This window comes from Paenibacillus sp. MCAF9 (genome assembly GCF_052114265.1).
Classification (GTDB): Bacteria; Bacillota; Bacilli; order Paenibacillales; family Paenibacillaceae; genus Pristimantibacillus.
Window position 1 is genome coordinate 400648 of record NZ_JBFREL010000002.1, and the last position, 21697, is coordinate 422344.

The window sequence follows — 21697 nt, forward strand, 5'->3', positions numbered from 1 at the left end:
GGTCTTCCCTCTAAGTGGTAGAAATGATTATATTATTTTGCTGCGTCCAACTTCGCAACATTTTCTTCGTATTTCTTTTGTTTGTAGGCTTGTACTTTGCTGAATCCAAGAGTCTCACGTTTCTTTAGGAAATCGCCCCAAATTTTATCGAACTCTGCATCCGATTTAGCAAGCACTAGTTTTGGCAACACTTTTCCAAACTCTTGATCTATCTTTGTGTTCATAATACCTTCAGCTGAAGTGCCAGTTGGGTTCAACTGGTCGAATTCCGACAAGCTCTTCGCCTTGCCGCGAGTCCAATCTTCCAATTGCTTGAATGGCTCAACAGCTGGCGGAGACCAGATTGGCGTTAGGTTCGTATCCATCATCATCCAGAACGTGTGGGATGCGCCAAGCTGCTTGTCGAAAGCGCCACGATCTGTATTCAATAGATTCAATGCGTCTGGCAAGAACTGATCTTTGCCATCAATGTTATCCCAAGTTACGCCTTGTTTACCGAAGAACGTATCATGCTGTCCTTCTTCCGAGATCAAATAGTCTAGGAAACGAATCGCGCGCGCTTTGTCTTTCACATCTTTGGAGATCAGAGTTACCGTCCAACCTGAGATCGATGGACCAGCAAGCGTCGGCTGATCAAGGTTAGTATTAGCAGGACCGTCTACAGCAATGTAGATGGAGTTCGGATCATTTGCAAATAGTGCATTTTGTTGGTTTGCAAGGTCAGATCTAGCGTAAAGCATTGCGAAATAACGGCCTTGTGCAATTTTTTCTTCCATTTGCGGGCGCTTGTCAATGAAGATATCTTTCGACAGCAAGCCGTCTTCGTTCGCTTGACGCATTGTTTTCAGCCATTTTACGTATTCAGGATCTGTATTGCGATCATACAGCTGACCATCTTTATCGTAAGGAATAGCAAGGAAGTTCTGAATATAATGTTGAAGCGACGCGTTGCCTGTGTCGCTGAAATCATACATGCCTAGTGGAATAAGCGGTTGGCCATTCACATCAGGATACATTTTTTTCGCAGCCTCAAGTGCATTCAAGAAGCCTTCCGGCGTACGCATATCCGGTTTGCCTAGTGCTTCGTACATATCTTTGCGCACAAGGAAGGTTTGCGTGGATGTAATGTTGTCTCCGAATTTCTCATAGTCCTTAGGTGATGAGGAAGAGTTCGGATAACCGTATACATTGCCGTTTTCTTGTTTGTACCAAGAAAGCTTAGCAGGGTCTGTTACTTTGTAGAAGTAAGGGTCATATTGATCAGCAAGCTCGTTCAGCGGAAGGACTAGATCGCCTTCGATCATTTTCTTAACCGCATCTTCGTACCAGCCTAGTGTAATAAAGTCAGGCAAAGAGCCCGAAGCGATCATTGTATTCATCTTCTCAGCTTCGTTGCCGGCTGGAACGATGAAGTTAATGTTAACGCCAGTTTTTTCAGTAATATATTTCGAAGTCGCATCTACGCCCCATTTGTTCGGGAACCAAGAGAAGTTGATGTACCAGTCGAACGTAATTGGGCTTTTGTCCACTTCCCAGCCCTTATCGTCCTGAGTAAGCTTCACTTGCTCAGCAGGAGCGCCATTGCCCTCTTCCTTGCCATTGTTTTTGTTGCCGCCTGAAGAGCAAGCGGTCGTAAAGACTAGAACCGTTGCGACCATCAGCATCAATACATTTTTGAGCTTAAGCTTCTTGTTCATGTTTGTCTTCCCCTTCTCTGTATGAATGATTATATATGCAATCCTCTGCTCAATAAAGGGCGGAAGGTACTGCCATAAGTTAACCTTTAATCGAACCGATCATCATTCCTTTTACGAAATACTTCTGCAGGAACGGATAAGCGATAACGATTGGAAGGGTCGTGACAACCATCGTAGCCAGCTTGATGGATTGTGTAGTAACGGATTTCCCTATACCTCCAGGGATAGCGGCCAACATTTGGCTAGAGCTGGACTGAGCAACAATACGGTACAAATAAGTTTGGATCGGCTGCATGTCCATGTTGTTCATGTAGATAACGCCGGCAAAATAATCATTCCATTGGTATACCCCGTGGAACAAAGCGATTGTAGCGATAACCGGCATCGATACGGGCAAAATCACTCGCACAAAGATCGACCAGTCATTTGCTCCGTCAATTTTGGCTGCTTCCTCAAGGCCATCCGGAATATCCCGGAAGAAGGTCATGAAGATAATAAGATCGAAGAAGCTGAACATGGCAGGAATGATATAGACCATGAAGTTATCCAGCAAATGCAGATCTCTCATAAGCAGGTAGGTCGGAATTAGACCGCCGCCGAAGAACAAAGTAACCGTTCCGAAGAGAATATATATTTTGCCGCCGATGAGGCCTTTGCGTGAGAATGCATAAGCAACCATCGCCGTAAAAAACACGTGAAGCACCGTGCCAAGCAGTGTTTTGGCTACGGTAATTCCCATCGCAGTCATGATGCCGCTGCTTTGGAATACCGCGTCGAAGCTCTCGATGCTGAAAACCCGCGGCCACCAGTAGATCCCGCCGCGCATGCCGTCCTGCCCTTCATTGAAGGCATTGACCAGCACATACCAAATCGGATATAGGGTCGCGAAGCAAATGAGCAGCATACCGAAATTGTTGAAGATATCGAAAAATGCTTCTCCTTTTGTTTTACGTTTAATATTAAACACGGTTAGTCGCCTCCGTTTCTAGAACAGTGAAGTATCGTTCATTTTTTTCGTTACTCGGTTTGCAATAAGCAATAGAATTAATGCGATTAAAGACTTAAACAATCCGACAGCAGTCGAGTAAGAATAACGTCCTTGCTGCATGCCCGTCTGATAAACATAAATATCGATAACGTTGCTCGCGCTCTCGTTCAATGAGTTGCGCAGCACTAGAATCTGGTCAAAGTTCGAGTTAAGCACGCCGCTCACTGCTAGAATGAACAGGATGGAGATCGTCGCCTTAATGCTAGGCAAAGTGACGTACCACATTTTTTGAAAACGACCTGCGCCATCAATCGTTGCTGCTTCATACAGCTCTGGCGATACGCTGGCAATAGCCGCTAGATAGATAATGGCGGACCAGCCAAGCTCTTTCCATATATCTGATGTAATGATGATGCTCCAGAAGTAGCTAGGCTCTGCCAAATAGGAAATCGGCTCATCGATGAAATTAAGCGCAAGGAGCACATTGTTAATGATCCCAACATCTGAAAGCCAAGTGGCAAGAATACCGCCGAGAATAACCCATGACAAAAAGTGAGGCAAATACGAAATGGTCTGAATCGCTTTCTTGAAGCCGACCGAACGAACCTCGTTTAGAAATAATGCAAAAATAATAGGCAGTGGAAATCCGATTGCAAGTTTGATAAGACTAATGCCGAGTGTATTTTTCATGACATCAACGAAGCTCTCATCCTGGAAAAACTCCTTAAAGTGCATAAAGCCAACCCAAGGCGCCTCGCTTATGGATTTAACAATGTTGAATTCTTTAAAGGCGATAATAACGCCATACATAGGAACGTAGTTGAATATAATCATCCATAGCACGCCTAGTAACGCCATAATTTGAATGTGCCGTTGGCTGTACAACTTTTTGAACCATTTGCTTCTTGCTGCCTTTGCGTCCGCAGCAGGCAAGGAAGCAGGCGCTGAACCTAGCTGTGTTTTCAAAATAATTACCCCCATGCTGTTGAAAATCTGATGTAAGCCCTTGCATCTCTTATACTTTAATTGTAGATTGTTGGCTCCTGTCTCGTAAGGCTTTAGATTTCGTATTCAGGTGACCATTTTTCGGTTTTGGGTGCAACTACCGTTTTTTTGCGCACAAAAAAATGTGATGCTGGCAGAACCTGCCTCGCATCACATTTTAGTTTTTTTATTTTATTTAGCAAACGAAAATTCAATCCAATCCAAATCCACGCTGCCGCTTAAAATACGGATAATGACACGAACTGCTCCAGCTGGTAGATGGATGTCCTTTAGTAGCAGGCTCTCCGTCCACTCCTCACCGTTTACCTCACAGCTCACCGGCTCTTGGCCTTCCAGTTTAATGGATAATGTCGCTTGTCCCGCAGCGGCTAGCAGGCGTGCATGCAGATCAAATGACCTTGCTTCAACGCACAAAGCATCATACGCGAGCCAATCCCCTTGATGCAGCTCTACACAAAGCGTATTATCCTCTGCCCAAACCTTGCCGCCCTCTGAATGATAGCTTGGCATCTCGGTCTTGCCCGTAATCATTCTCATCGGTACGCCATCACTTGCACGCAGCCCCGTCTTGTTCGTTTTTTTGTTCACGATGCCGAAGCCGACACCCTCGCCTTGTCCATAAAATTCAGCAGGAATCTGGAGCGGAAGGTGACGCAGCAGCGCACGGGATATGCCTGGGAACGCATCACAATTGTCCACTTTCAGATTATCGAGATATTCATTTAAGATCGCTTCCGCTGTTGCTTCATCCGGTTTAGCGCCGCCTTCCAAATAAGCCGTCAGCAGATTCCAGCCTTCCGGCATACGAATAGAATATGGAGAATTTGATGTGTTCATCTTCTTCCACGTCCAGAAATTCCACGAAATCTGATGGTCCTCGAACATTTGGAAGGCTCCGCTGTACCACTGTGCGTTATTTTCACCGCCTTCGCCCATGAAGATCGGCACATTCCACTCCTCGCGCTTATCTATATATTTCTGAATACTTTCCGTATCGGGGTTGTTCCAATACTTATGGAATTGCAGCATTAAATTATCATCAAATTTCTCTGTGAATACACTCCAATCAGTTGACCAATGCACCCCTTCAATAATGATCATATGACGCTTGTCCACTTCACGGATCGCTGCTGTAATTTCCTTGTGCAGCGGCTCTACAAGGTCGTTATATTGGTTAAACCAATCCGGAAGAGGTTCATTAAAGAGGTCATATCCGGCAATAATCCAATCGTCTTTATAGCGCTCTGCGAACATTCGCCAAATCGCAATCGTCAGCTCTTGGTTGCGGCGATCCGTAAACAGCTCCGGCAAATCATTTTCCGAATCATCAATGTTGGCACCTGTCTGCCCGCCTGGCGCCCCGTGCAAATCCAAAATGACATACAGCTTATACTTTCTGCACCATTCAATCACTTCATGAATTCGTGCAAGCCTCTTTTCATTAAAAATGATCTCTTCGCCTTGTTCTAGAATTCCGCGGGCATTGATTGGAAACCTCACGGAATTAAAGCCCTGCTTCGCCACTTCGCGGACATCAATCTCATCCACATAACGCTCCACATAACTATCCCAGAACTGTGCTGCTTTCTCTTCGCCGATTAATTCCTTGACCATCGCCTCGATTTTGCGCGGACGGTCTCCGCCTTGCGGAAACTTCCACATATAGCCTTCCGGCAGCAGCCAGCTTCCGAACCCAACGCCTCTCAGCACAATTTCTTTGCCGTCTCCATTAAGCAACTTTTTACCTTCCGCCCTAACGAAACCGCTTACATCATTGTTGTTGCTATACACGCTCATCATCGGATTGCCTCCTTATATGTATGGTTTGGAACTATCATTGTCACTCTCTCAAAATATAGCACAAGACCGCAGTTTACGGTGAGCATTCCGAAATACGGAGAGCATATCCGAAAGGCGCAGCCTTCTAGCAGCCGATTTGCGTTTTAGTTTGTATATAGCGAGCAATACGTCTAACTGCATTTGTATGCGAAAAGGTAAAGTAGCACGGCGAACTGTCCACCAGAAGTATCATGAGTATCAGTGAAGTGACAGCAAGTACCAGCGGTACTAGAAGTAATAGAGGTAATAGAGGTACCAGAGATACCAGAGATACCAGCAGTATCAACACTTCCAGCAGTTCCAGAGGTACCTTCATTATCTCTAACGAACCTGAGAAACGTTATTTGCCTACATTTCCGCTTTTAAAAAATATAACGAACACCAGCAACCTTATTTCCTTCAAAACATCCCTTTTCGTGATCAAATGTACCTATTAGCGTTGCTGTAATTCGTTAGCATCTTTAAACATCACTTTTCCGCAAAATAAGCTCTTTACGATTCGTTAGACTTTAACTCTTTCCAAATGGTTAATCCATCCAAATAATGCAACCTTATCAATCATTAAGGTGTCTATATGATTACAAGTAAATGTCGCAAGGCAGCATTATTATTATGTTGGGGGTGTACTATCGGTTATGTCGAAAATAAAACCAGTATTTTTCATTTTATTATGCATCATCATCTTATGCGGATGCTCCAAAGATACAAATAGCAAGGAAAATAAGTTTATTTTAGAGGATGTAATCAAAGCGGTTGAAGCTCAGAAGTTAGAGCTAATATCCTATGGGATAACAGGTTACCCGCCGAAATTAAATGACGTTATTCCCGAGGTCTATTCCGTAGGAATGCCACTAGATAAGAAAGAAAATGAACCTGAGTTTATGCATTTTTATATTTTTCAATCTGAAAAAGATCGTATTAATGGTGCTGAAGAACTCAATAAACAAACAGGAAATGCTGCTTCCAAATTATTCGCAAGATTATATCAGGAAGGAAATATTCTTATCGTTTACTGGAGTGACATCAAGGAGAACACACGGCTAGATAAACCTATTGAAGCGGCTTTAGAGAAGCTCAAGAATGCCTAATAATCTCATCCGCTACCGCTTGAGGCGGGGATGACAACATCGTGTAACCCTTTGTTTTGATCGTTACTCTTTCGCCGATCCTCAGGTCATTGTAAAGCTCTCTATCATCAACGCGAATAATCATCACATCGTTATGATCTTCGTTATTCAAAAAATCAGAAAGCGTCTTTGTTTTGGCCTCTTTTTTGGAAATGTTATAGACAACAAATAGGGTTGGAGCGTCATTGCTGTTAAGTTGTTTCTCTAGAATATAATCGCCTTTTTCGAATGGTTTGTTAATGCCAATGATTAACCCGCAGACTGCAACTGCGACTACCAAATACGCTATCCATTTTCTCATCTTTTTCCTCCCTATTTGATTTGGTTGTTATTTTATTTCCAGACTAAGCCACTCACAATATTTCAAGAAAAGCTTGTCCAATAGCTCAGCATTGACCATCGATAATTGTTTGACCAATGCGTAATTAAAGAAATCCAATAGATCAGCTTCAATACTCTTAAGTTGTTCAATCAATTCAATATCCAAAATGTGTTTGATAATGAAATACCCTCATGATATATTTAGCAATATTTAGGAGAGATTGAAAACAACGCGAATGACATAACTATTTCATATGACTAAGGAAGCGAGTGTTGTTTGGTGGAAAATAAAGCTGTCATACTTGGCTCAAACTTTTACACTGGTTTAAGCATTATTAGAGGCCTCGGCTCCAAGGGCATCTATACAGTAGCAATGGATTATTCCAAGCAAAATACATATGGCGCCAAATCCAAATACTTAAGCGAGCAAATTATTGTTCCTCATTATAAACAGCAGAAGGAACAGCTTCTGCACTATTTAATCGACTACGCCAAAAAGCAGGACAAGAAGCCTGTCCTTTTTCCGAGCGTCGACCCTTATGTGGAATTCGTTGATTCTTATTTGGATGAGCTCAAAAAGTACTACCATATTAATATGAACGTACAAGGCTTTTGGAGCAATATTATGGACAAGGAGTATCTCCATACTCTTACAACAAAACACGGTGTATTAGTTCCAGAATCGATCAGCCCAGCTGAGGAACGATTTGAAGAACGAGTCGTTGCTGAGATCGGCTTTCCATGTATCGTGAAACCTACGGATTCCCCAGCTTTCGTGGACTTCTTCCGAGCCAAAATATTCACATGCCATAACTTGGAGGAAATGAGAGCTGCAATCGAGAAATCGCGGCAAGCTAAACTTCAGGTTATTGTGCAAAGAATTATTCCCGGCTTCGATGACCATGTCTACACCTTTGATGCTTACTTGGATCAGAATTCAAAGGTTACCCACTGGATGACCTGTCAAAAACTACGGCAATTCCCGATTAACTTTGGCGCATCTTCCTTCACAAAGCAAAAGTACATAGAGGAGCTTTACCACATCGGAGCCCCTTTTCTAGAAGCGATTGGCTACAAAGGCTTCGCCGAAATTGAATTCAAGAAGGATGCGTTAACCGGCAAGTATTATTTGCTGGAGATCAATGCAAGAACGACTACACTGGACCCTCTCCTTCAAAAATGTGGCGTTAACTTCCCACTGCTCGCCTACAACGAGCTTGTAGGCAAGCCGATTGGAAGCTATGCGATTACAAGCGATACAGGGATCGCCTTCTGCTTTTTGTTTGAAGATCTTATTTCATCGCGCGATTATGTCCGAACCAAACAGTTAAGCGTCCTGCCAATCGTTAAATCCCATTTTGTCAAAAGAGCGCCTGCCATCTGGAGCCTAAGCGACCCAGCGCCTGGCGTATCATTCTGCTATATGGTATTCAAAAAAATAGTGAGGAAAGTCTCACAACGGAGGGTAATACGGCAGCCGTAGCTTTGAGGCAATAAAATCTCACAATAGGAAACCTCCTGTTAAAGCAGCTGAATCAGCTCAATTAACAGGAGGTTTTTATGAAATTATGCTATAAGTTAGGCTGTTCCCTCCATCAAGCTTCATTCCCTTTTGAATCTACAAAAAACCAATAAACGATAAATTGTAAAACACTCATCCAAAGGACGAACAGCAATGAATTTCCGTTTAGTGAATCAAGCACTTGTTTCAATAAAGACAAAGGCTCCGTAAACAAATGAATAGAATGAAAGCGTAAAAATCTTCCTATATATATCCCTAGGCCGCCGAGCAGCATAAATACAAATAAAATTAGTTTATTCCACTTTGTATTTATAAGAAGCAGTTGAATCTCTTTGATCATTACTATGTAAAAAAATAGAGCTATGAAAACCCCGCTGATTAACACAAAGAAGTTCCACCACTCATTAACGTGAAGTCCCTCCATATAATCAAACGAAAAGAAATTGAGATGAATCAGATCGGTTACAACGTAGAACACATTTGGCGAGAGCAGTATAAAAACGATAAAGAAAACAAAACTAACCAGCATATTTCTTTTCTTATGCGACTTAAATAAAGGCAGCAAAAAAGACAGCTCCAGTGCTGCAAAAGCAAGAAATAAATTAAAAATCATAAATGAATAATAGTTATCCAAAGTAAACAGAAGCGCTATATACGCAAAAAAAGAAATTCTCGCCTTAAAACGATTATTCATCCAAACACTCCTATTGGTATCCATTTTTTGATTCGCTGTTTCATCGGAATGACGCATTCCCTTGGGCTTTGATCGCTGGACTGGACTTGGTTCATACGTTCCGTTTATTAACGAATCGATTTCCAGTTTTGTTGCAGGTGCCTGCGTAATTTTATACCGACATCCCTCCAAAACTTGGCTTTCTTTATTCATATCGCTTTGAACCCTAGAGATAGCGTACATGCTGGGCGCACGCAAAAATGCCTTACGAATTGGGTTCGCAAGGCATTTTTGTAAGTACATTAATACAAAATTATACGTTGCTGTTCAAAAACAACTCCATATTCTCACAGCCAATTTTATAATTCACTAGTTTCCCTAATTGATTGTACACATAAAAAGAAGGTAAAAAATCACTTCCAAATCTAATAATCCATTTATGATGATTATCTAATAGCAGTGGCCCTTCAATACCTAGCTTATCAGAAATATCCTGAATAATAAGGTTATCCAAGTCTTGGTCTCCCATTGGAACATGAATGGATAACAAAGTGAAATCTTTTTTGTTCCTTTTATGAAAGTTAAGGATATCAGGAATAATCTCTTTACAATACCCGCAGCTTATTGACCACAAATATACGAATAGAAATTTTTTCTGCAACAGCTCATCCCTAGATTTATTAAGCCCTAACCAATTTTCATCTTCAGATATGCTTGGGAAATCATTCATATTATTATCCTTCATTATGAACCCCTTACTTTATTTTTGGAGTCTATTAGCTAATATTTTGCCTAATGCTTCTTCAGCTGCAAAAACTTCAATCGGGCTATCCGGTGTTTCTCGGGTAAGCTTCAACCTCTCAATTGATTCATCATTAATCTGGCTAGGATCAATGAATGACAAGGCCCAAGCCGCCCAAAAACATGCTTTTTCATTTTCACTACCAAGAATTTGCAATAAATGAGGAACGCTTGAACTACCGATTCTCGATAAAGTTAGAGCAGAGGCCATTCTGAGCTGCTCATTATCCTCCAGCAGAAGTTTCGAAACTTTAGAGGCAGATTCAAACGCGTCTGTGCCAAACTCACCTAGCACAACAACGATCATAGTACGTACAGAATCATCAGTAACATCCAATTGCTCGATTAAGGCAGGTATCACACGAGTTCCTTGTCTTTTTAAATCATTTATGGCATTGAAAGCTTCTTGAGTATTTGAACTGCCTAGCTTCATCATATTAGCATCAAACGGTATTAAGTCAGTCATCGTTTAATCTCCTTAATTTGAGATATATTTTTTTATACTTATTCCGCCATATGCAATCCCAATGAATAAAAACGCTAAAATATAATAAACAATATCTTTATGTATTAAAGTCTGCAGCAGGTAACCGGCTAAAAATATGAAGCAACTAATTCCGATACCATGAAACAACATTGTTTTATAATATCTAGCTGCACTCAAATTAGAGTCTTTTAAATAGGCCCATATAAAAAAGCCTACTCGAATGAAAATCAGCACAATAAATATGGGCGGCAGCCACATCAGAAGATATGCCTGCTTATAGATTAGATCAGAATCGAGCCATAGTCCAATTAGTGTATATAAAAATAAAGTAAAAAATGTTGGAAGTAAATCAACGATCTCAAGTAACAATATCTTACTCATCCTCTTCCCAGGGTGAAGGAAGAGATCTCCCGTTTGCGCATGTCGTATTAAACCTGAAAAGAACGCGCCGAATACCGCCGAAGCGAGTATGAAACCCTGCAATATCCAAAACCATGAAGGAGACCATTGAAGGATAACAACAATTAATCCTGCTCCTAAAGCAAATTGCCATAAAAGCGAAGTTCGATGCTTACGCCATAACAAAAACTCAAACCAAACAAACGAAAATATTCCTGTAAGCCATTTTCCTCCCCAATAACTAGGTCGGTCTGAACCCTTAACACTAGAAACTAAAGATGAGAAGCTATTAAATGAGGACCAAAAATCTGCTTCCTTCGTTAATTTTTCTTTTAGCTCCAGATTACAGGTTGCAAAATAGATAACAATAATAGCTAGGACGAGTAAAACAAACACCATACTAGTACCAATAACGTTAAAATTTCCAAACAGCAGGGTACCTACATTAAAAGCAATCTTTTGTACAAAGATGATTAAATCTGAAGAAGTATACATACCCTTTTGAAAGAAATAGATGGTTACTGCTAATGCAGCTAATATTAAGATGCTACTTGATCCTAATAGAAGAGAAATTCGCCACTTCCCTCGTGACGATGAAGAAGCGAATAGCCAAATGTCTAATAAACTAATTACACAAAAGCTAATAAACGCATGAGCAAATAAGTGATTATAGGACAGCCCTGACAACCATCTAATGAGATCTGCCAGTAAAGCTGATCCGAGCCAAAAGCTGAATCGTAAAACCAATTGATATACGATGCAAAACCAAACGATGTAATTCATTGACAAGGGGAGCGTGTATATCCACATAACATCAACCATACGTGAAGGAAGACGGTTTGATATCAGACCAAATAAAACAAAAAGGCAAAGCAATATTAAAGTGATCCAACCCGCATTTTGTGTATATGTTATTTCAGGACTTGTTACGACACTCATTTGGAAAACGGTAAAAGCAAGGAGAACAAGAAGCGGAAGAATGATATGCGACTTGAAACCACTATCACTTCGAAGCCATTGGCGCGTACTATTTTTAAGAAAAAGGATGGCCAAATAAATCATTCTTCAAATTTCCCTCCTAACTCTTTAATGACATCGGATCGCCATGGCCCTCTATCTAACTCTGTTATGGGAACCTTTTTCTCACCGATAAGCCTTCCGCTTTTAATAAGTATAATTCTCTGCGCTGTCTCCATTACAAACTCCAAGCTATGTGACGAAATAATAATTCCCTTCCTTCTATCCCTGCTCCTCCTTAACCAATCAGCTAGCCACTCTTTTGAGGGTATGTCTAGACCAACTGTTGGCTCATCGAATAAATATAGATCAGCATCCTGAATGACCGCTGCAGCCAGCATAACTCGCTGTTTTTGGCCTCTAGATAGATTGCCAGTAGGTCTGTCAGCGTACTGCTCCAGATTCACTTCCTGTAATGCGTACATTATTTTAGCTTTAAGATCAGATTTTGGAATTCTATAAGCCTTGGCTTTAAACTGTAAATGCTCAGCGACGGTAAGCATCGGATATAATGAAGGGCTGTCAGGAATAAAGGCAATTTTCCCTTGTGATTGCTTCTCGTCTAGATGATAGCCATCAATTTTTATTGAACCATTTTGCGGCTTGTACAATCCAGCAATGCATCGCAATGTCGTTGTCTTTCCGGCTCCATTTGCACCTAAAAAACCAACTATTTCTCCATGTTCTATTGAAATTTCAATATTATTGACACCATCGCCATTAGGATATAATTTCACTAAATTTTGCACATGAAGTAATTGTTTCATCTCATTTCTCCTCATTATTCTGAAAAGGATTTAGATAATTTAGAATCATTTATATGACGAGACTCATGATTTAACTGCAGCCTATAGTTAAAAATCGGCATATAAAGCAAAATGAAATTATGTACAAAATGGGCAATAACCACAGCAAGAAAACCAAACAGTAGAAATGCGTATCCTAAAATCAAACCAAATACGACTAACTGGAACCACCTAATCCAAGCTGGATTATAGCCGCTTCCTTGATGAAGAAAAGCCCAAAGAATAGAAGTAATTACAACAGCAATCAGTTCATTATTAAAGAACCATAACAGAGTGGAAATTCCAAGCAGCCGGAAGATTGTTTCTTCTATTATTGAGCTTTGCAAACTGATGCTTAAACATTGCTTGAGTCTAAATCCTGAAAGAAAAATAGAACGATCAGATAACTCAGGCGAAATACGGACAATATCGCGAGATTCAAGAACTTTGAATATTATGGCAAACAACCCTAGAGTAGCCATTGCCAAACTAATGCCAACTGATATTTGAGAAAAGGAATTGCTAAAGAGAACTAATGATTGTTTAAGAGCGAGCTTCATTCCTGCCAGCGAAGTTATGAATGCCATGCTTCCATAGGCGATACTCGCCATAATAGAAGAAACAATACCAATGAGATAGACAGATTTAACTGACAAACGAGAATCAAAAGCATTGACAATACTCATAGAAATATCGTCAACGGCTGTTAATAGAACTGCTACAACGATTACAAGAGCAATAAACAAGCTTAACATCGTGTCATGTTGCCCCTCTACATAGATCAAAAGCAGCACTCCTGCAATTGTAGAAAGGAAAGATCCAACAAATCCTGATAAATTAAGTGCAGAGTCCCGAAACTCTTGTTGAATAACTTGACTCATCGTCGAGGTTAGTATCTCTGACTCGCTTAAAATTCTTACTACCCGATTGTCTTGTGTTTGTACTGAAAGCTTCATTCTAATTTCATCTGATTCCACGGTATACCAATAAGTAATAATGTCAGAGAAATCTTCCTCGCGCTTACCTTCTCCAGTAATTTTAGCAGTGCTCCAAAGTCCTCCATACTCTAAATCAAGCATCTTTTTGATTTCTTCAGCAGACTTTCTTTCAATACTATCCGTTATGGTTGATCGTTTTAACGCACCTGCATCTACATGCAAAAAAGTGATCTCCCCTTTTGCATTAATGCCTACAACTGCTGATTTCCCACTGCTAACGAATCGAATTCTCCATGATTCCACTAATCCCCAACTATATAAAATATTTCTTAGACGATTAAGCATATTTAAATGATGCAGACGATTTACCGTCTCTCTGTCATTCCAATACATTCCGTAGTTTCGCCAACCCGTGACATCGAGTCCGCACAATATTTTTAAATAATTTGCTGCTACAGCTACAGCTCGTTCCTTAGGCAGCATAATCGAAGGATAAGCTCTCGGCCGATTTTTAATAAATAATATAAGACCAATAATAGCTGCTATCGATAATATAATAATTTCCAAAACAAGCTCCTCCCAAAATTGCGACTTCGTTTGTCATCATACAAAAGGCAAATCAGCTTCTTGTGGCAGCATAACTTTTGCAATGCACTTACAAGATTTAGCCTCTTTTTGAGCTTGTAATAACCTTTCTGGTGTTCCTATTTCATGAAACGAATCCCTTAATATATGTCCTAGGCTTCTATCCTCAATCTGACAGGGAGTAACCTCTCCATCGGCACGGATATACCACGCCAAATAACCAGGTGTACAAAAATCGTTACATCCCTCATTGCCATCGTTACTCCAATCGGTAATAAACAGTTGGTCACCAAAGCAATTAACAGCTTCTTTCAGTTTGCTATCCACGATGGTGTACTGCTCATCACTTAACTCAAAATAGTTATGATCCGCTCTTCCTACTGGCAAAGTAACACCTGCCCTAAAAGCTTTAGCTCCAGCTTTCACTGCGTCCTGTATGACACTCTCAATATCAGTATAGTTTACTGGATTAACAGTCATAGCGATTAAACAAGGAACACCATTGGAAGCTAATTTATGGACGGAGTTCATGGATTCAATGTAAGCTCCTTTCTTGCCTCGCAGCTTATCGTGGGTATCAGCTGAACCATCCACACTGACTTGAACAAAAATATTGCCAAGAGCGCTTATTAGCTCAACTTCATCGTCTTTCCAAAACAATCCATTACTAAATAAATGTACATTCGCAAATAAAGTACTGGCTGTAGTAATGATTCTCTTGAATCCTTTGGCAAGCCTAGCTTCCCCACCCGTTAAAGTAATATCCGTTACTCCATGAGCTGCAAGTTTCTGCAAAATCTCTAACCAATCTTCCGCATTAAGTTCTTTTTCAAGAGGCTTCCCAGAACTGGCATAACAGAATGAACAAAATAAATTGCAGCCATTAGTTAACTGCAGCGTACAGCTTATAGGCAAATATGATTTTGTAGATCCCGTTAAGCGTAGTTTATCCAGCACCCCATCCTTCCAGCTTTCTGTGAGTGGATGCATGTCTAACTCATGAATTAATTGCTCCTCTGAATATGTAATTCCATTCATATTAGCCCATATACTTGCTGTTTTTTTTAAGGATTTCGTCTTTGATAACAACAGCGCTAGCTGTGTCGCAACGCCGCTTAAGCGGTAATAATACATTGTGTTGCGTTCTACCAGCATCGCTCCGTCGGGTTGTAGATGAATGAAATAGTCGGGATTATAAGAAATAGACGAAACACTGCTCACGATACAGCTCGCCTCCTATTTTTATGACAATATTATTAATGAGGTTAAAAATGAAGAAACGAGAGTTTTAGCTCCCGTTTCTTCATTTTTGTATTATATGGCTAAATTAATAGGCGTTGGGGGTAAGCAAGCACGCGTTAAGGATATACTTTTAGCTCCCCAGCATGCAGCGCATCCGATAGATTTTACAAGCGATGTACCTGCGGGCTTGTCCAGTATTGAAGTAGATGATTCCCAAGTTGCATTAACGTTCTTTTCCTTTTCCTTCATTTCATTCATCTCCTTTTTTTGATTCAATCCAATATTAGCGCATCATTTTTAACGAATAGGAAAAACTAATTTGGATTGAATTAGCATTTCGTTACCACTACATTTTTCCATATATTGAAGCGAATTGTAAAATGGTATTTTCCGAAATGGATTTTGCGTAGCGCAAAATGACAAACCAATAGGTTCACTTATGAAGTCGAACCAATATTAGGATTGAACATTTGTTCATTAATGATTTTACATATGTTCAAAGTCGTGTTATTATAAGCGTGAAATTAAGCATTCGTATAAGGGGAAGGTGAACTGGCTATGTTAAATTTGTCTGGAATGATTGATCATACGCTTTTGCGTGCAGATGCAACAAAGTCTGAGATTACAAAATTAACGGCAGAAGCGAGAAAATATAGTTTTGCTTCCGTTTGCGTCAATCCAACTTGGGTAGCTTACGCTGCTGAGCAATTGGCAGGCAGCACCGTTAAGGTTTGTACAGTAATCGGATTTCCATTAGGGGCTTCCACTACGGAGACAAAGGCCTTTGAAGCTAAGAACGCTATTGCAAATGGAGCGACTGAGGTTGATATGGTCATTAACATTGGTGCACTAAAAGATGGCGACGACGACTTTGTACAAAAAGATATTCAAGCCGTTGTTGAAGCCGCTGCTGGTAAAGCCATTGTGAAAGTAATTATCGAAGCATCGCTGCTTACAGACGATGAAAAAGTACGCGCTAGTCAGCTGTCTGATCGTGCGGGTGCGGATTTCGTGAAAACATCGACAGGTTTTTCAACTGGCGGAGCAACTGCTGAAGACGTAGCGCTTATGCGCAAAACCGTTGGGGACAAGCTCGGCGTTAAAGCTTCCGGCGGCATTCGCAGTCTTGAAGATATGGAAAAAATGATTGCAGCAGGCGCATCAAGAATCGGTGCCAGCTCAGGCGTGAAGATTATGGAAGGCGAGCAATCGACCTCTTCTTACTAAATAGATATGATGGCGCTGCTCCAATTTGGAGCAGCCTTTACAGGAGGATTGTAGGATGAAGGAACAGTTAATTAAAGAAGCCATTGAAGCCCGTCAGCATGCTCATATCCCCTACTCGCATTTTGCAGTTGGTGCCGCTCTACTAACAGGCAGCAAACGCATTTATCGAGGCTGTAATATTGAGAATGCATCGTTTGGATTAACGAACTGCGCGGAGCGAACGGCTATTTTTAAAGCGGTATCCGAAGGTGAACGCATCATTGAAGCTATTGCAGTAGTGGCAGATACCGAAGGTCCTGTATCTCCATGCGGCGCTTGTCGACAGGTATTGGCTGAATTTTGTGATGAGAATACAAAAATCTATTTAACAAATCTCCATGGGCATACAGAAGAATGGACCATGGCACAGCTGCTGCCAGGTGCTTTTCAAGCCTCCGATATGAAATAGTAATCTGTGAATCTATTGTAAGCGCTTCATAGTAATTCTAAACTCGCACAATATTAACTAACTAGGAGAATGAACCATGAAATTTTTAATCGCTATATTAGGTTTGCTTGTTGTACTTGGGCTTTCTTACATCGCGAGCAATAACAAAAAGAACATTCGCTATAAACCACTCATTATCATGGTCGTCCTGCAGGTGATCTTAGCCTTCGTTCTATTAAATACGGTTGCTGGTGCTGTCTTAATTAAAGGCTTCTCCAGTATGTTTGAGAAATTGCTTGGCTATGCCCATACGGGGATTGAATTCGTATTTGGCGGCTTATTGAATGAAGGACAGTTTTCTTTCTTCTTAAGTGTGCTGCTGCCTATCGTGTTTATTTCCGCGCTCATTGGTATATTGCAATACATCAAGGTTCTGCCGTTTATCGTCAAATATATCGGTCTTGTCTTGAGCAAAATAAATGGCATGGGCAAATTGGAGTCCTATAATGCGGTAGCTTCTGCAATTTTGGGACAATCAGAGGTTTTCATTTCCGTTAAAAAACAAATCGGGCTGCTGCCTAAACATCGGTTGTATACATTGTGTGCTTCGGCGATGTCTACGGTGTCGATGTCGATTGTCGGCTCGTACATGCAAATACTCGATCCAAAATATGTAGTAACGGCGCTTGTGCTGAATCTGTTTGGCGGATTCATCATCGCTTCCATTCTTAACCCTTATAAGGTTGAGCCGGAAGACGATATTTTGCAGGTGCAAGAAGAAGAAAAACAATCTTTCTTTGAAGTGTTGGGCGAATATATATTAGATGGCTTCAAGGTTGCTATCATCGTCGCAGCTATGCTTATCGGCTTTATCGCCATGATCGCGCTCGTAAATGGACTTTTCAGCGGTATCATTGGCATCTCGTTTCAAGAACTGTTAGGCTATATTTTTGCTCCCTTCGCTTTTATCATGGGTGTTCCATGGAAAGACGCAGTTGACGCAGGAAGCATTATGGCTACAAAAATGGTATCCAACGAGTTTGTCGCTATGCTTGAGCTAGAAAAATATCCTAATTTGTCCGCGCGCGCTGTCGGCATTGTCTCAGTATTTTTAGTTTCATTCGCCAACTTCTCATCGATCGGCATCATTGCCGGTGCTGTGAAAGGCCTGCATGAAAAACAAGGTAACGTCGTGGCTCGATTTGGGTTAAAATTGTTGTACGGAGCTACTTTAGTTAGCGTCTTGTCTGCCATTATTGCCGGACTGTTTATTAAATAACAAGGAGCCTAAAACCAATGAACAAGTTTCAAAGAATTCACCTTGTTGTCATGGACTCTGTAGGTATTGGCGAGTCGCCGGATGCAGCCAGCTTCGGGGACGTTGATGTCGATACACTCGGTCATATCGCACGGGAATGCGGAGGTCTGGAGATGCCTAATATGGCTAAGCTCGGACTATCCAACATTAAGGAAATTGCTGGAGTGAAGGTCGCAGACCAGCCGCTTGCTTATTATACAAAAATGCAAGAAGCATCCAATGGCAAAGATACAATGACGGGTCACTGGGAGATCATGGGACTCCATATTGCAGTACCTTTTCGTGTCTTCGCAGACGGATTCCCGCAGGAATTGATTGCTCGCATTGAAGCTCATACCGGTCGCAAGGTCATTGGAAACAAACCTGCAAGCGGCACTGAGATTATCGACGAGCTTGGTGAAGAGCATATGCAGACGGGCGCGCTGATTGTCTACACCTCTGCTGATTCCGTGCTGCAAATTGCTGCTCATGAAGAGGTTGTTCCACTGTCCGAGCTTTATGAAATTTGTGAATTTTGCCGAGAAATCACACTGGAAGATCCCTACATGCTGGGGAGAATTATCGCACGTCCTTTTGTTGGTGAGCCAGGCCATTTCAAAAGAACGTCCAATCGCCATGACTATGCATTGAAGCCATTTAATAGAACAGTTATGAATGAGCTAAAAGATGGTGGATTTGATGTCATCGCTCTTGGTAAAATATCCGATATATACGATGGTGAAGGTGTTACGAAAACGGTGCGTACAGTGTCCAATGCAGACGGCATGGATCAACTTATCGCAACCCTTGACGAATCGTTTACGGGAATCAGCTTCTTGAACCTCGTTGATTTTGATGCGCTATTCGGGCATCGCCGCGATCCAAAGGGCTATGGACAAGCATTGGAAGAATATGATGCTCGTTTGCCGGAGGTTTTCGCCAAATTAACGGATCAGGATTTGCTGATCATTACAGCCGATCACGGCAATGACCCGACTTATCATGGTACGGATCATACTCGTGAATATGTGCCTCTACTCGCATACTCGCCGCGTTTTCAACAAGCTGGTCAAGCTCTGCCGATAAGCGAAACCTTTGCCGATATTGGAGCAACCATTGCTGAAAACTTCGGAGTTAAGATGCCAGAGCATGGCAAAAGCTTCTTGGGACAATTAAAATAACGATTTTAGAGGAGAATGTTGATGAGCGTTCATATTGCAGCCGAACAAGGCCAAATTGCAGAAACTATTTTATTGCCAGGAGATCCGCTGAGAGCCAAATATATTGCGGATACGTATTTGGAGAATGTCATCTGCTATAACGAAGTTAGGGGCATGCTAGGTTTTACAGGTACTTATAAAGGAAATCGCATATCCGTGCAGGGAACTGGTATGGGCGTCCCTTCCATCAGTATTTATGTGAATGAATTGATTAAGGACTATGGCGTTAAAAATCTAGTTCGTGTAGGCACTTGCGGCGCTATGCAGGAAAGCGTACATGTTCGTGAAGTTATTTTGGCGCAAGCCGCTTGTACAGATTCCAGTGTGAATCGCCATGTTTTTGGCGGATATGATTTCTCGCCCATCGGCAGCTTCTCCTTGTTGAAGGCAGCCTATGAGCGCGGTATTGAAAAAGGGCTAAAATTGCATGTCGGCAATATTTTCTGCTCGGATACTTTCTACCGCGATGATAAAACAATTGTTCAAAGACTGATGGATCACGGCGTTCTAGGTGTAGAAATGGAAACAACAGCACTTTATACTCTTGCAGCTAAATACGGCGTCAACGCACTAACGATTCTAACGGTAAGCGACCATCTTCTAACTGGCGAAGAAACGACTTCGGCAGAGCGTCAAAGCACCTTTAACGATATGATGGAAGTTGCTCTTGAAACCGTAATTTCACTATAATTTGATATTAAATAATCAATGAACAGCGAGGAGACACCAACATGAGAATGGTTGACCTAATTGAGAAAAAACGTGACGGCGGAGAGCTTACAACAGAGGAAATCAACTTTATTATTGAAGGCTATACGAAGGATGAAATTCCTGACTATCAGGTTAGCGCCTTGGCTATGGCTATTTTCTTCAAGGATATGACAGAGCGCGAGCGTGCTGACTTAACGATGGCGATTGTGAATTCCGGTGATACGATTGATCTGTCGGCAATTGAAGGCGTGAAGGTAGATAAGCACTCCACTGGCGGTGTTGGCGATACAACTACGCTTGTACTTGCTCCACTTGTTGCTGCACTGGATATCCCTGTTGCCAAAATGTCAGGCCGCGGCCTTGGCCACACTGGAGGTACAATCGACAAGCTGGAAGCCATTGCAGGATTCCATGTGGAAATCGGCAAGGATGAATTTGTGAACCTCGTGAACAAGGATAAAATTGCGGTTATCGGACAATCCGGCAATTTGACGCCAGCTGATAAGAAGCTATACGCTTTGCGCGATGTTACAGCAACGGTTGATTCTATTCCGCTCATTGCCAGCTCGATTATGAGCAAGAAGATTGCTGCCGGTTCAGATGCTATCGTGCTGGATGTGAAAACAGGCGCTGGCGCATTTATGAAAACAGTTGAAGATGCCAAAGAGCTTGCACATGCTATGGTAAGCATCGGCAATAACGTTGGCCGTAAGACGATGGCCGTCATCTCCGATATGAGCCAGCCGCTTGGACTCGCAATCGGCAACGCGCTTGAAGTGAAAGAAGCAATCGATACACTTCAAGGAAAAGGACCTAAAGATTTGGAAGAGCTTTGCCTTGCACTAGGCAGCCAAATGGTGTTTCTTGCGAATAAAGCTAGCTCTCTAGAAGAAGCCGAGGAAATGCTGAAGGAAGTTATTCGCAACGGCAAAGCACTCGAGAAATTCAAATCATTTATCGCTAATCAAGGCGGCGATCCTTCGGTTGTGGATCATCCTGAGAAATTGCCGCAAGCGCCTTATCTGATTGAAGTGCCTGCCAAAGCAGACGGCGTGGTCACTGAAATAATTGCCGATGAGATCGGAACTGCAGCGATGCTGCTTGGAGCTGGACGTGCGACGAAGGAATCGGAAATTGATTTGGCTGTAGGCCTCATGCTGAACAAAAAAATCGGCGATGCGGTTAAAACAGGTGAATCCCTCGTTACGATTCATTCCAACCGTGAGAATGTTGATGATGTGCTTAACATCATTTACGAAAACATCCGCATCGGCAGCAGCGTAACACCACCCGTACTCATCTACGGAATTGTGACAGAATAGTATTTCTAAAATGATCAAAAAGGACTGTTGCAGCTTGCCCTTCGGCAGCTACAACAGTCCTTTTCTT

21 protein-coding genes are annotated in these 21697 nt (G+C 41.8%); 8 read left to right on the forward strand and 13 right to left on the reverse strand.

Annotation, left to right across the window (positions count from 1 at the left end; all coding sequences use genetic code 11):
- Positions 1-32 precede the first annotated feature (32 nt).
- From AB4Z45_RS04590 to AB4Z45_RS04605, 4 genes are all read right to left on the reverse strand, one after another.
- Entirely contained in the window at positions 33-1697 is a 1665-nt protein-coding gene (locus AB4Z45_RS04590; protein ID WP_339206686.1) for an extracellular solute-binding protein, read from the reverse strand.
- A 79-nt stretch (positions 1698-1776) separates the two neighbouring features.
- Positions 1777-2601, reverse strand: a complete 825-nt coding sequence (locus tag AB4Z45_RS04595; protein ID WP_083682147.1) for a carbohydrate ABC transporter permease — start codon at positions 2599-2601, stop codon at positions 1777-1779.
- A gap of 81 nt (positions 2602-2682) precedes the next feature.
- The gene (locus AB4Z45_RS04600) at positions 2683-3618 is read right to left on the reverse strand and encodes an ABC transporter permease (RefSeq protein ID WP_339209495.1); all 936 of its coding nucleotides are present in this window, start codon (positions 3616-3618) and stop codon (positions 2683-2685) included.
- A gap of 243 nt (positions 3619-3861) precedes the next feature.
- The gene (locus AB4Z45_RS04605; RefSeq protein WP_441908103.1) at positions 3862-5490 is read right to left on the reverse strand and encodes a cellulase family glycosylhydrolase; all 1629 of its coding nucleotides are present in this window, start codon (positions 5488-5490) and stop codon (positions 3862-3864) included.
- Positions 5491-6164: 674 nt separating this feature from the next.
- On the opposite strand from AB4Z45_RS04605, the gene AB4Z45_RS04610 reads away from it, so the two are divergent.
- Positions 6165-6617: a hypothetical protein gene (locus tag AB4Z45_RS04610; RefSeq protein WP_441908104.1), complete on the forward strand. Its 453-nt coding sequence runs from the start codon at positions 6165-6167 to the stop codon at positions 6615-6617.
- Here AB4Z45_RS04610 and AB4Z45_RS04615 read toward each other — a convergent pair.
- Positions 6604-6957, reverse strand: coding sequence for a DUF3221 domain-containing protein (locus AB4Z45_RS04615; protein WP_441908105.1), 354 nt, complete (start codon positions 6955-6957; stop codon positions 6604-6606). The two genes, AB4Z45_RS04610 and AB4Z45_RS04615, sit on opposite strands and share 14 nt — an antisense overlap.
- 300 nt (positions 6958-7257) lie before the next feature.
- Between AB4Z45_RS04615 and AB4Z45_RS04620 the strand changes: the two genes are divergently transcribed.
- The gene (locus tag AB4Z45_RS04620; protein WP_441908242.1) at positions 7258-8460 is read left to right on the forward strand and encodes a carboxylate--amine ligase; all 1203 of its coding nucleotides are present in this window, start codon (positions 7258-7260) and stop codon (positions 8458-8460) included.
- Positions 8461-8572: 112 nt separating this feature from the next.
- On the opposite strand, the gene AB4Z45_RS04625 is transcribed toward AB4Z45_RS04620, so the two are convergent.
- The 8 genes from AB4Z45_RS04625 to skfA form a co-directional block, all read right to left on the reverse strand.
- Positions 8573-9193: a DUF1361 domain-containing protein gene (locus AB4Z45_RS04625; protein WP_441908106.1), complete on the reverse strand. Its 621-nt coding sequence runs from the start codon at positions 9191-9193 to the stop codon at positions 8573-8575.
- Between the two features lie 292 nt (positions 9194-9485).
- On the reverse strand, positions 9486-9917 hold the full coding sequence (locus AB4Z45_RS04630; protein ID WP_441908107.1) for a TlpA family protein disulfide reductase: 432 nt from the start codon (positions 9915-9917) through the stop codon (positions 9486-9488).
- A gap of 15 nt (positions 9918-9932) precedes the next feature.
- Positions 9933-10439 carry a HEAT repeat domain-containing protein gene (locus AB4Z45_RS04635; RefSeq protein WP_441908108.1) on the reverse strand — a complete coding sequence of 169 codons (507 nt, stop codon included), beginning with the start codon at positions 10437-10439 and terminating at the stop codon, positions 9933-9935.
- Positions 10440-10451: 12 nt separating this feature from the next.
- Positions 10452-11921, reverse strand: coding sequence for a sporulation killing factor system integral membrane protein (gene skfF / locus AB4Z45_RS04640; protein WP_441908109.1), 1470 nt, complete (start codon positions 11919-11921; stop codon positions 10452-10454).
- A complete protein-coding gene (locus AB4Z45_RS04645; protein ID WP_441908110.1) occupies positions 11918-12643 on the reverse strand; it encodes an ABC transporter ATP-binding protein in 726 nt (241 codons plus the stop codon). The genes skfF and AB4Z45_RS04645 overlap by 4 nt, the downstream gene beginning before the upstream one ends.
- Positions 12644-12657: 14 nt before the next feature.
- On the reverse strand, positions 12658-14166 hold the full coding sequence (locus tag AB4Z45_RS04650; protein WP_441908111.1) for a CPBP family intramembrane glutamic endopeptidase: 1509 nt from the start codon (positions 14164-14166) through the stop codon (positions 12658-12660).
- A gap of 36 nt (positions 14167-14202) precedes the next feature.
- Positions 14203-15405: a sporulation killing factor system radical SAM maturase gene (gene skfB, locus AB4Z45_RS04655; protein ID WP_441908112.1), complete on the reverse strand. Its 1203-nt coding sequence runs from the start codon at positions 15403-15405 to the stop codon at positions 14203-14205.
- 93 nt (positions 15406-15498) lie between these two features.
- Positions 15499-15684: a sporulation killing factor gene (skfA, locus tag AB4Z45_RS04660; RefSeq protein WP_441908243.1), complete on the reverse strand. Its 186-nt coding sequence runs from the start codon at positions 15682-15684 to the stop codon at positions 15499-15501.
- Positions 15685-15984: 300 nt separating this feature from the next.
- Here skfA and deoC point away from each other — a divergent pair, with 300 nt between their 5' ends.
- From deoC to AB4Z45_RS04690, 6 genes are all read left to right on the forward strand, one after another.
- Positions 15985-16653, forward strand: coding sequence for a deoxyribose-phosphate aldolase (deoC, locus tag AB4Z45_RS04665; protein ID WP_339206677.1), 669 nt, complete (start codon positions 15985-15987; stop codon positions 16651-16653).
- A gap of 55 nt (positions 16654-16708) precedes the next feature.
- A complete protein-coding gene (locus AB4Z45_RS04670; protein ID WP_076268745.1) occupies positions 16709-17101 on the forward strand; it encodes a cytidine deaminase in 393 nt (130 codons plus the stop codon).
- A 76-nt stretch (positions 17102-17177) separates the two neighbouring features.
- Positions 17178-18359 (forward strand): NupC/NupG family nucleoside CNT transporter, encoded by a 1182-nt coding sequence (locus AB4Z45_RS04675; protein ID WP_441908113.1) that lies wholly within the window; start codon positions 17178-17180, stop codon positions 18357-18359.
- A gap of 17 nt (positions 18360-18376) precedes the next feature.
- Positions 18377-19558, forward strand: a complete 1182-nt coding sequence (gene deoB, locus AB4Z45_RS04680) for a phosphopentomutase (RefSeq protein WP_441908114.1) — start codon at positions 18377-18379, stop codon at positions 19556-19558.
- Positions 19559-19579: 21 nt separating this feature from the next.
- Entirely contained in the window at positions 19580-20287 is a 708-nt protein-coding gene (gene deoD, locus AB4Z45_RS04685) for a purine-nucleoside phosphorylase (RefSeq protein WP_441908115.1), read from the forward strand.
- Positions 20288-20328: 41 nt separating this feature from the next.
- Complete coding sequence (locus tag AB4Z45_RS04690; protein ID WP_339206672.1) at positions 20329-21630, forward strand: pyrimidine-nucleoside phosphorylase; 1302 nt, start codon at positions 20329-20331, stop codon at positions 21628-21630.
- The last annotated feature ends 67 nt before the right edge of the window (positions 21631-21697 follow it).

Excerpts from the sequence above, each read along its gene's own strand:
- AB4Z45_RS04590 (WP_339206686.1), bottom strand. The coding sequence starts at position 1,697 with ATGAACAAGAAGCTTAAGCTCAAAAATGTATTGATGCTGATGGTCGCA.
- AB4Z45_RS04595 (WP_083682147.1), bottom strand. The coding sequence starts at position 2,601 with ATGCTGCTCATTTGCTTCGCGACCCTATATCCGATTTGGTATGTGCTG.
- AB4Z45_RS04605 (WP_441908103.1), bottom strand. The coding sequence starts at position 5,490 with ATGATGAGCGTGTATAGCAACAACAATGATGTAAGCGGTTTCGTTAGG.
- AB4Z45_RS04610 (WP_441908104.1), top strand. The coding sequence starts at position 6,165 with ATGTCGAAAATAAAACCAGTATTTTTCATTTTATTATGCATCATCATC.
- AB4Z45_RS04615 (WP_441908105.1), bottom strand. The coding sequence starts at position 6,957 with ATGAGAAAATGGATAGCGTATTTGGTAGTCGCAGTTGCAGTCTGCGGG.
- AB4Z45_RS04625 (WP_441908106.1), bottom strand. The coding sequence starts at position 9,193 with ATGAATAATCGTTTTAAGGCGAGAATTTCTTTTTTTGCGTATATAGCG.
- AB4Z45_RS04630 (WP_441908107.1), bottom strand. The coding sequence starts at position 9,917 with ATGAAGGATAATAATATGAATGATTTCCCAAGCATATCTGAAGATGAA.
- AB4Z45_RS04635 (WP_441908108.1), bottom strand. The coding sequence starts at position 10,439 with ATGACTGACTTAATACCGTTTGATGCTAATATGATGAAGCTAGGCAGT.
- skfF (WP_441908109.1), bottom strand. The coding sequence starts at position 11,921 with ATGATTTATTTGGCCATCCTTTTTCTTAAAAATAGTACGCGCCAATGG.
- AB4Z45_RS04645 (WP_441908110.1), bottom strand. The coding sequence starts at position 12,643 with ATGAAACAATTACTTCATGTGCAAAATTTAGTGAAATTATATCCTAAT.
- skfA (WP_441908243.1), bottom strand. The coding sequence starts at position 15,684 with ATGAATGAAATGAAGGAAAAGGAAAAGAACGTTAATGCAACTTGGGAA.
- deoC (WP_339206677.1), top strand. The coding sequence starts at position 15,985 with ATGTTAAATTTGTCTGGAATGATTGATCATACGCTTTTGCGTGCAGAT.
- AB4Z45_RS04670 (WP_076268745.1), top strand. The coding sequence starts at position 16,709 with ATGAAGGAACAGTTAATTAAAGAAGCCATTGAAGCCCGTCAGCATGCT.
- AB4Z45_RS04675 (WP_441908113.1), top strand. The coding sequence starts at position 17,178 with ATGAAATTTTTAATCGCTATATTAGGTTTGCTTGTTGTACTTGGGCTT.
- deoB (WP_441908114.1), top strand. The coding sequence starts at position 18,377 with ATGAACAAGTTTCAAAGAATTCACCTTGTTGTCATGGACTCTGTAGGT.
- deoD (WP_441908115.1), top strand. The coding sequence starts at position 19,580 with ATGAGCGTTCATATTGCAGCCGAACAAGGCCAAATTGCAGAAACTATT.
- AB4Z45_RS04690 (WP_339206672.1), top strand. The coding sequence starts at position 20,329 with ATGAGAATGGTTGACCTAATTGAGAAAAAACGTGACGGCGGAGAGCTT.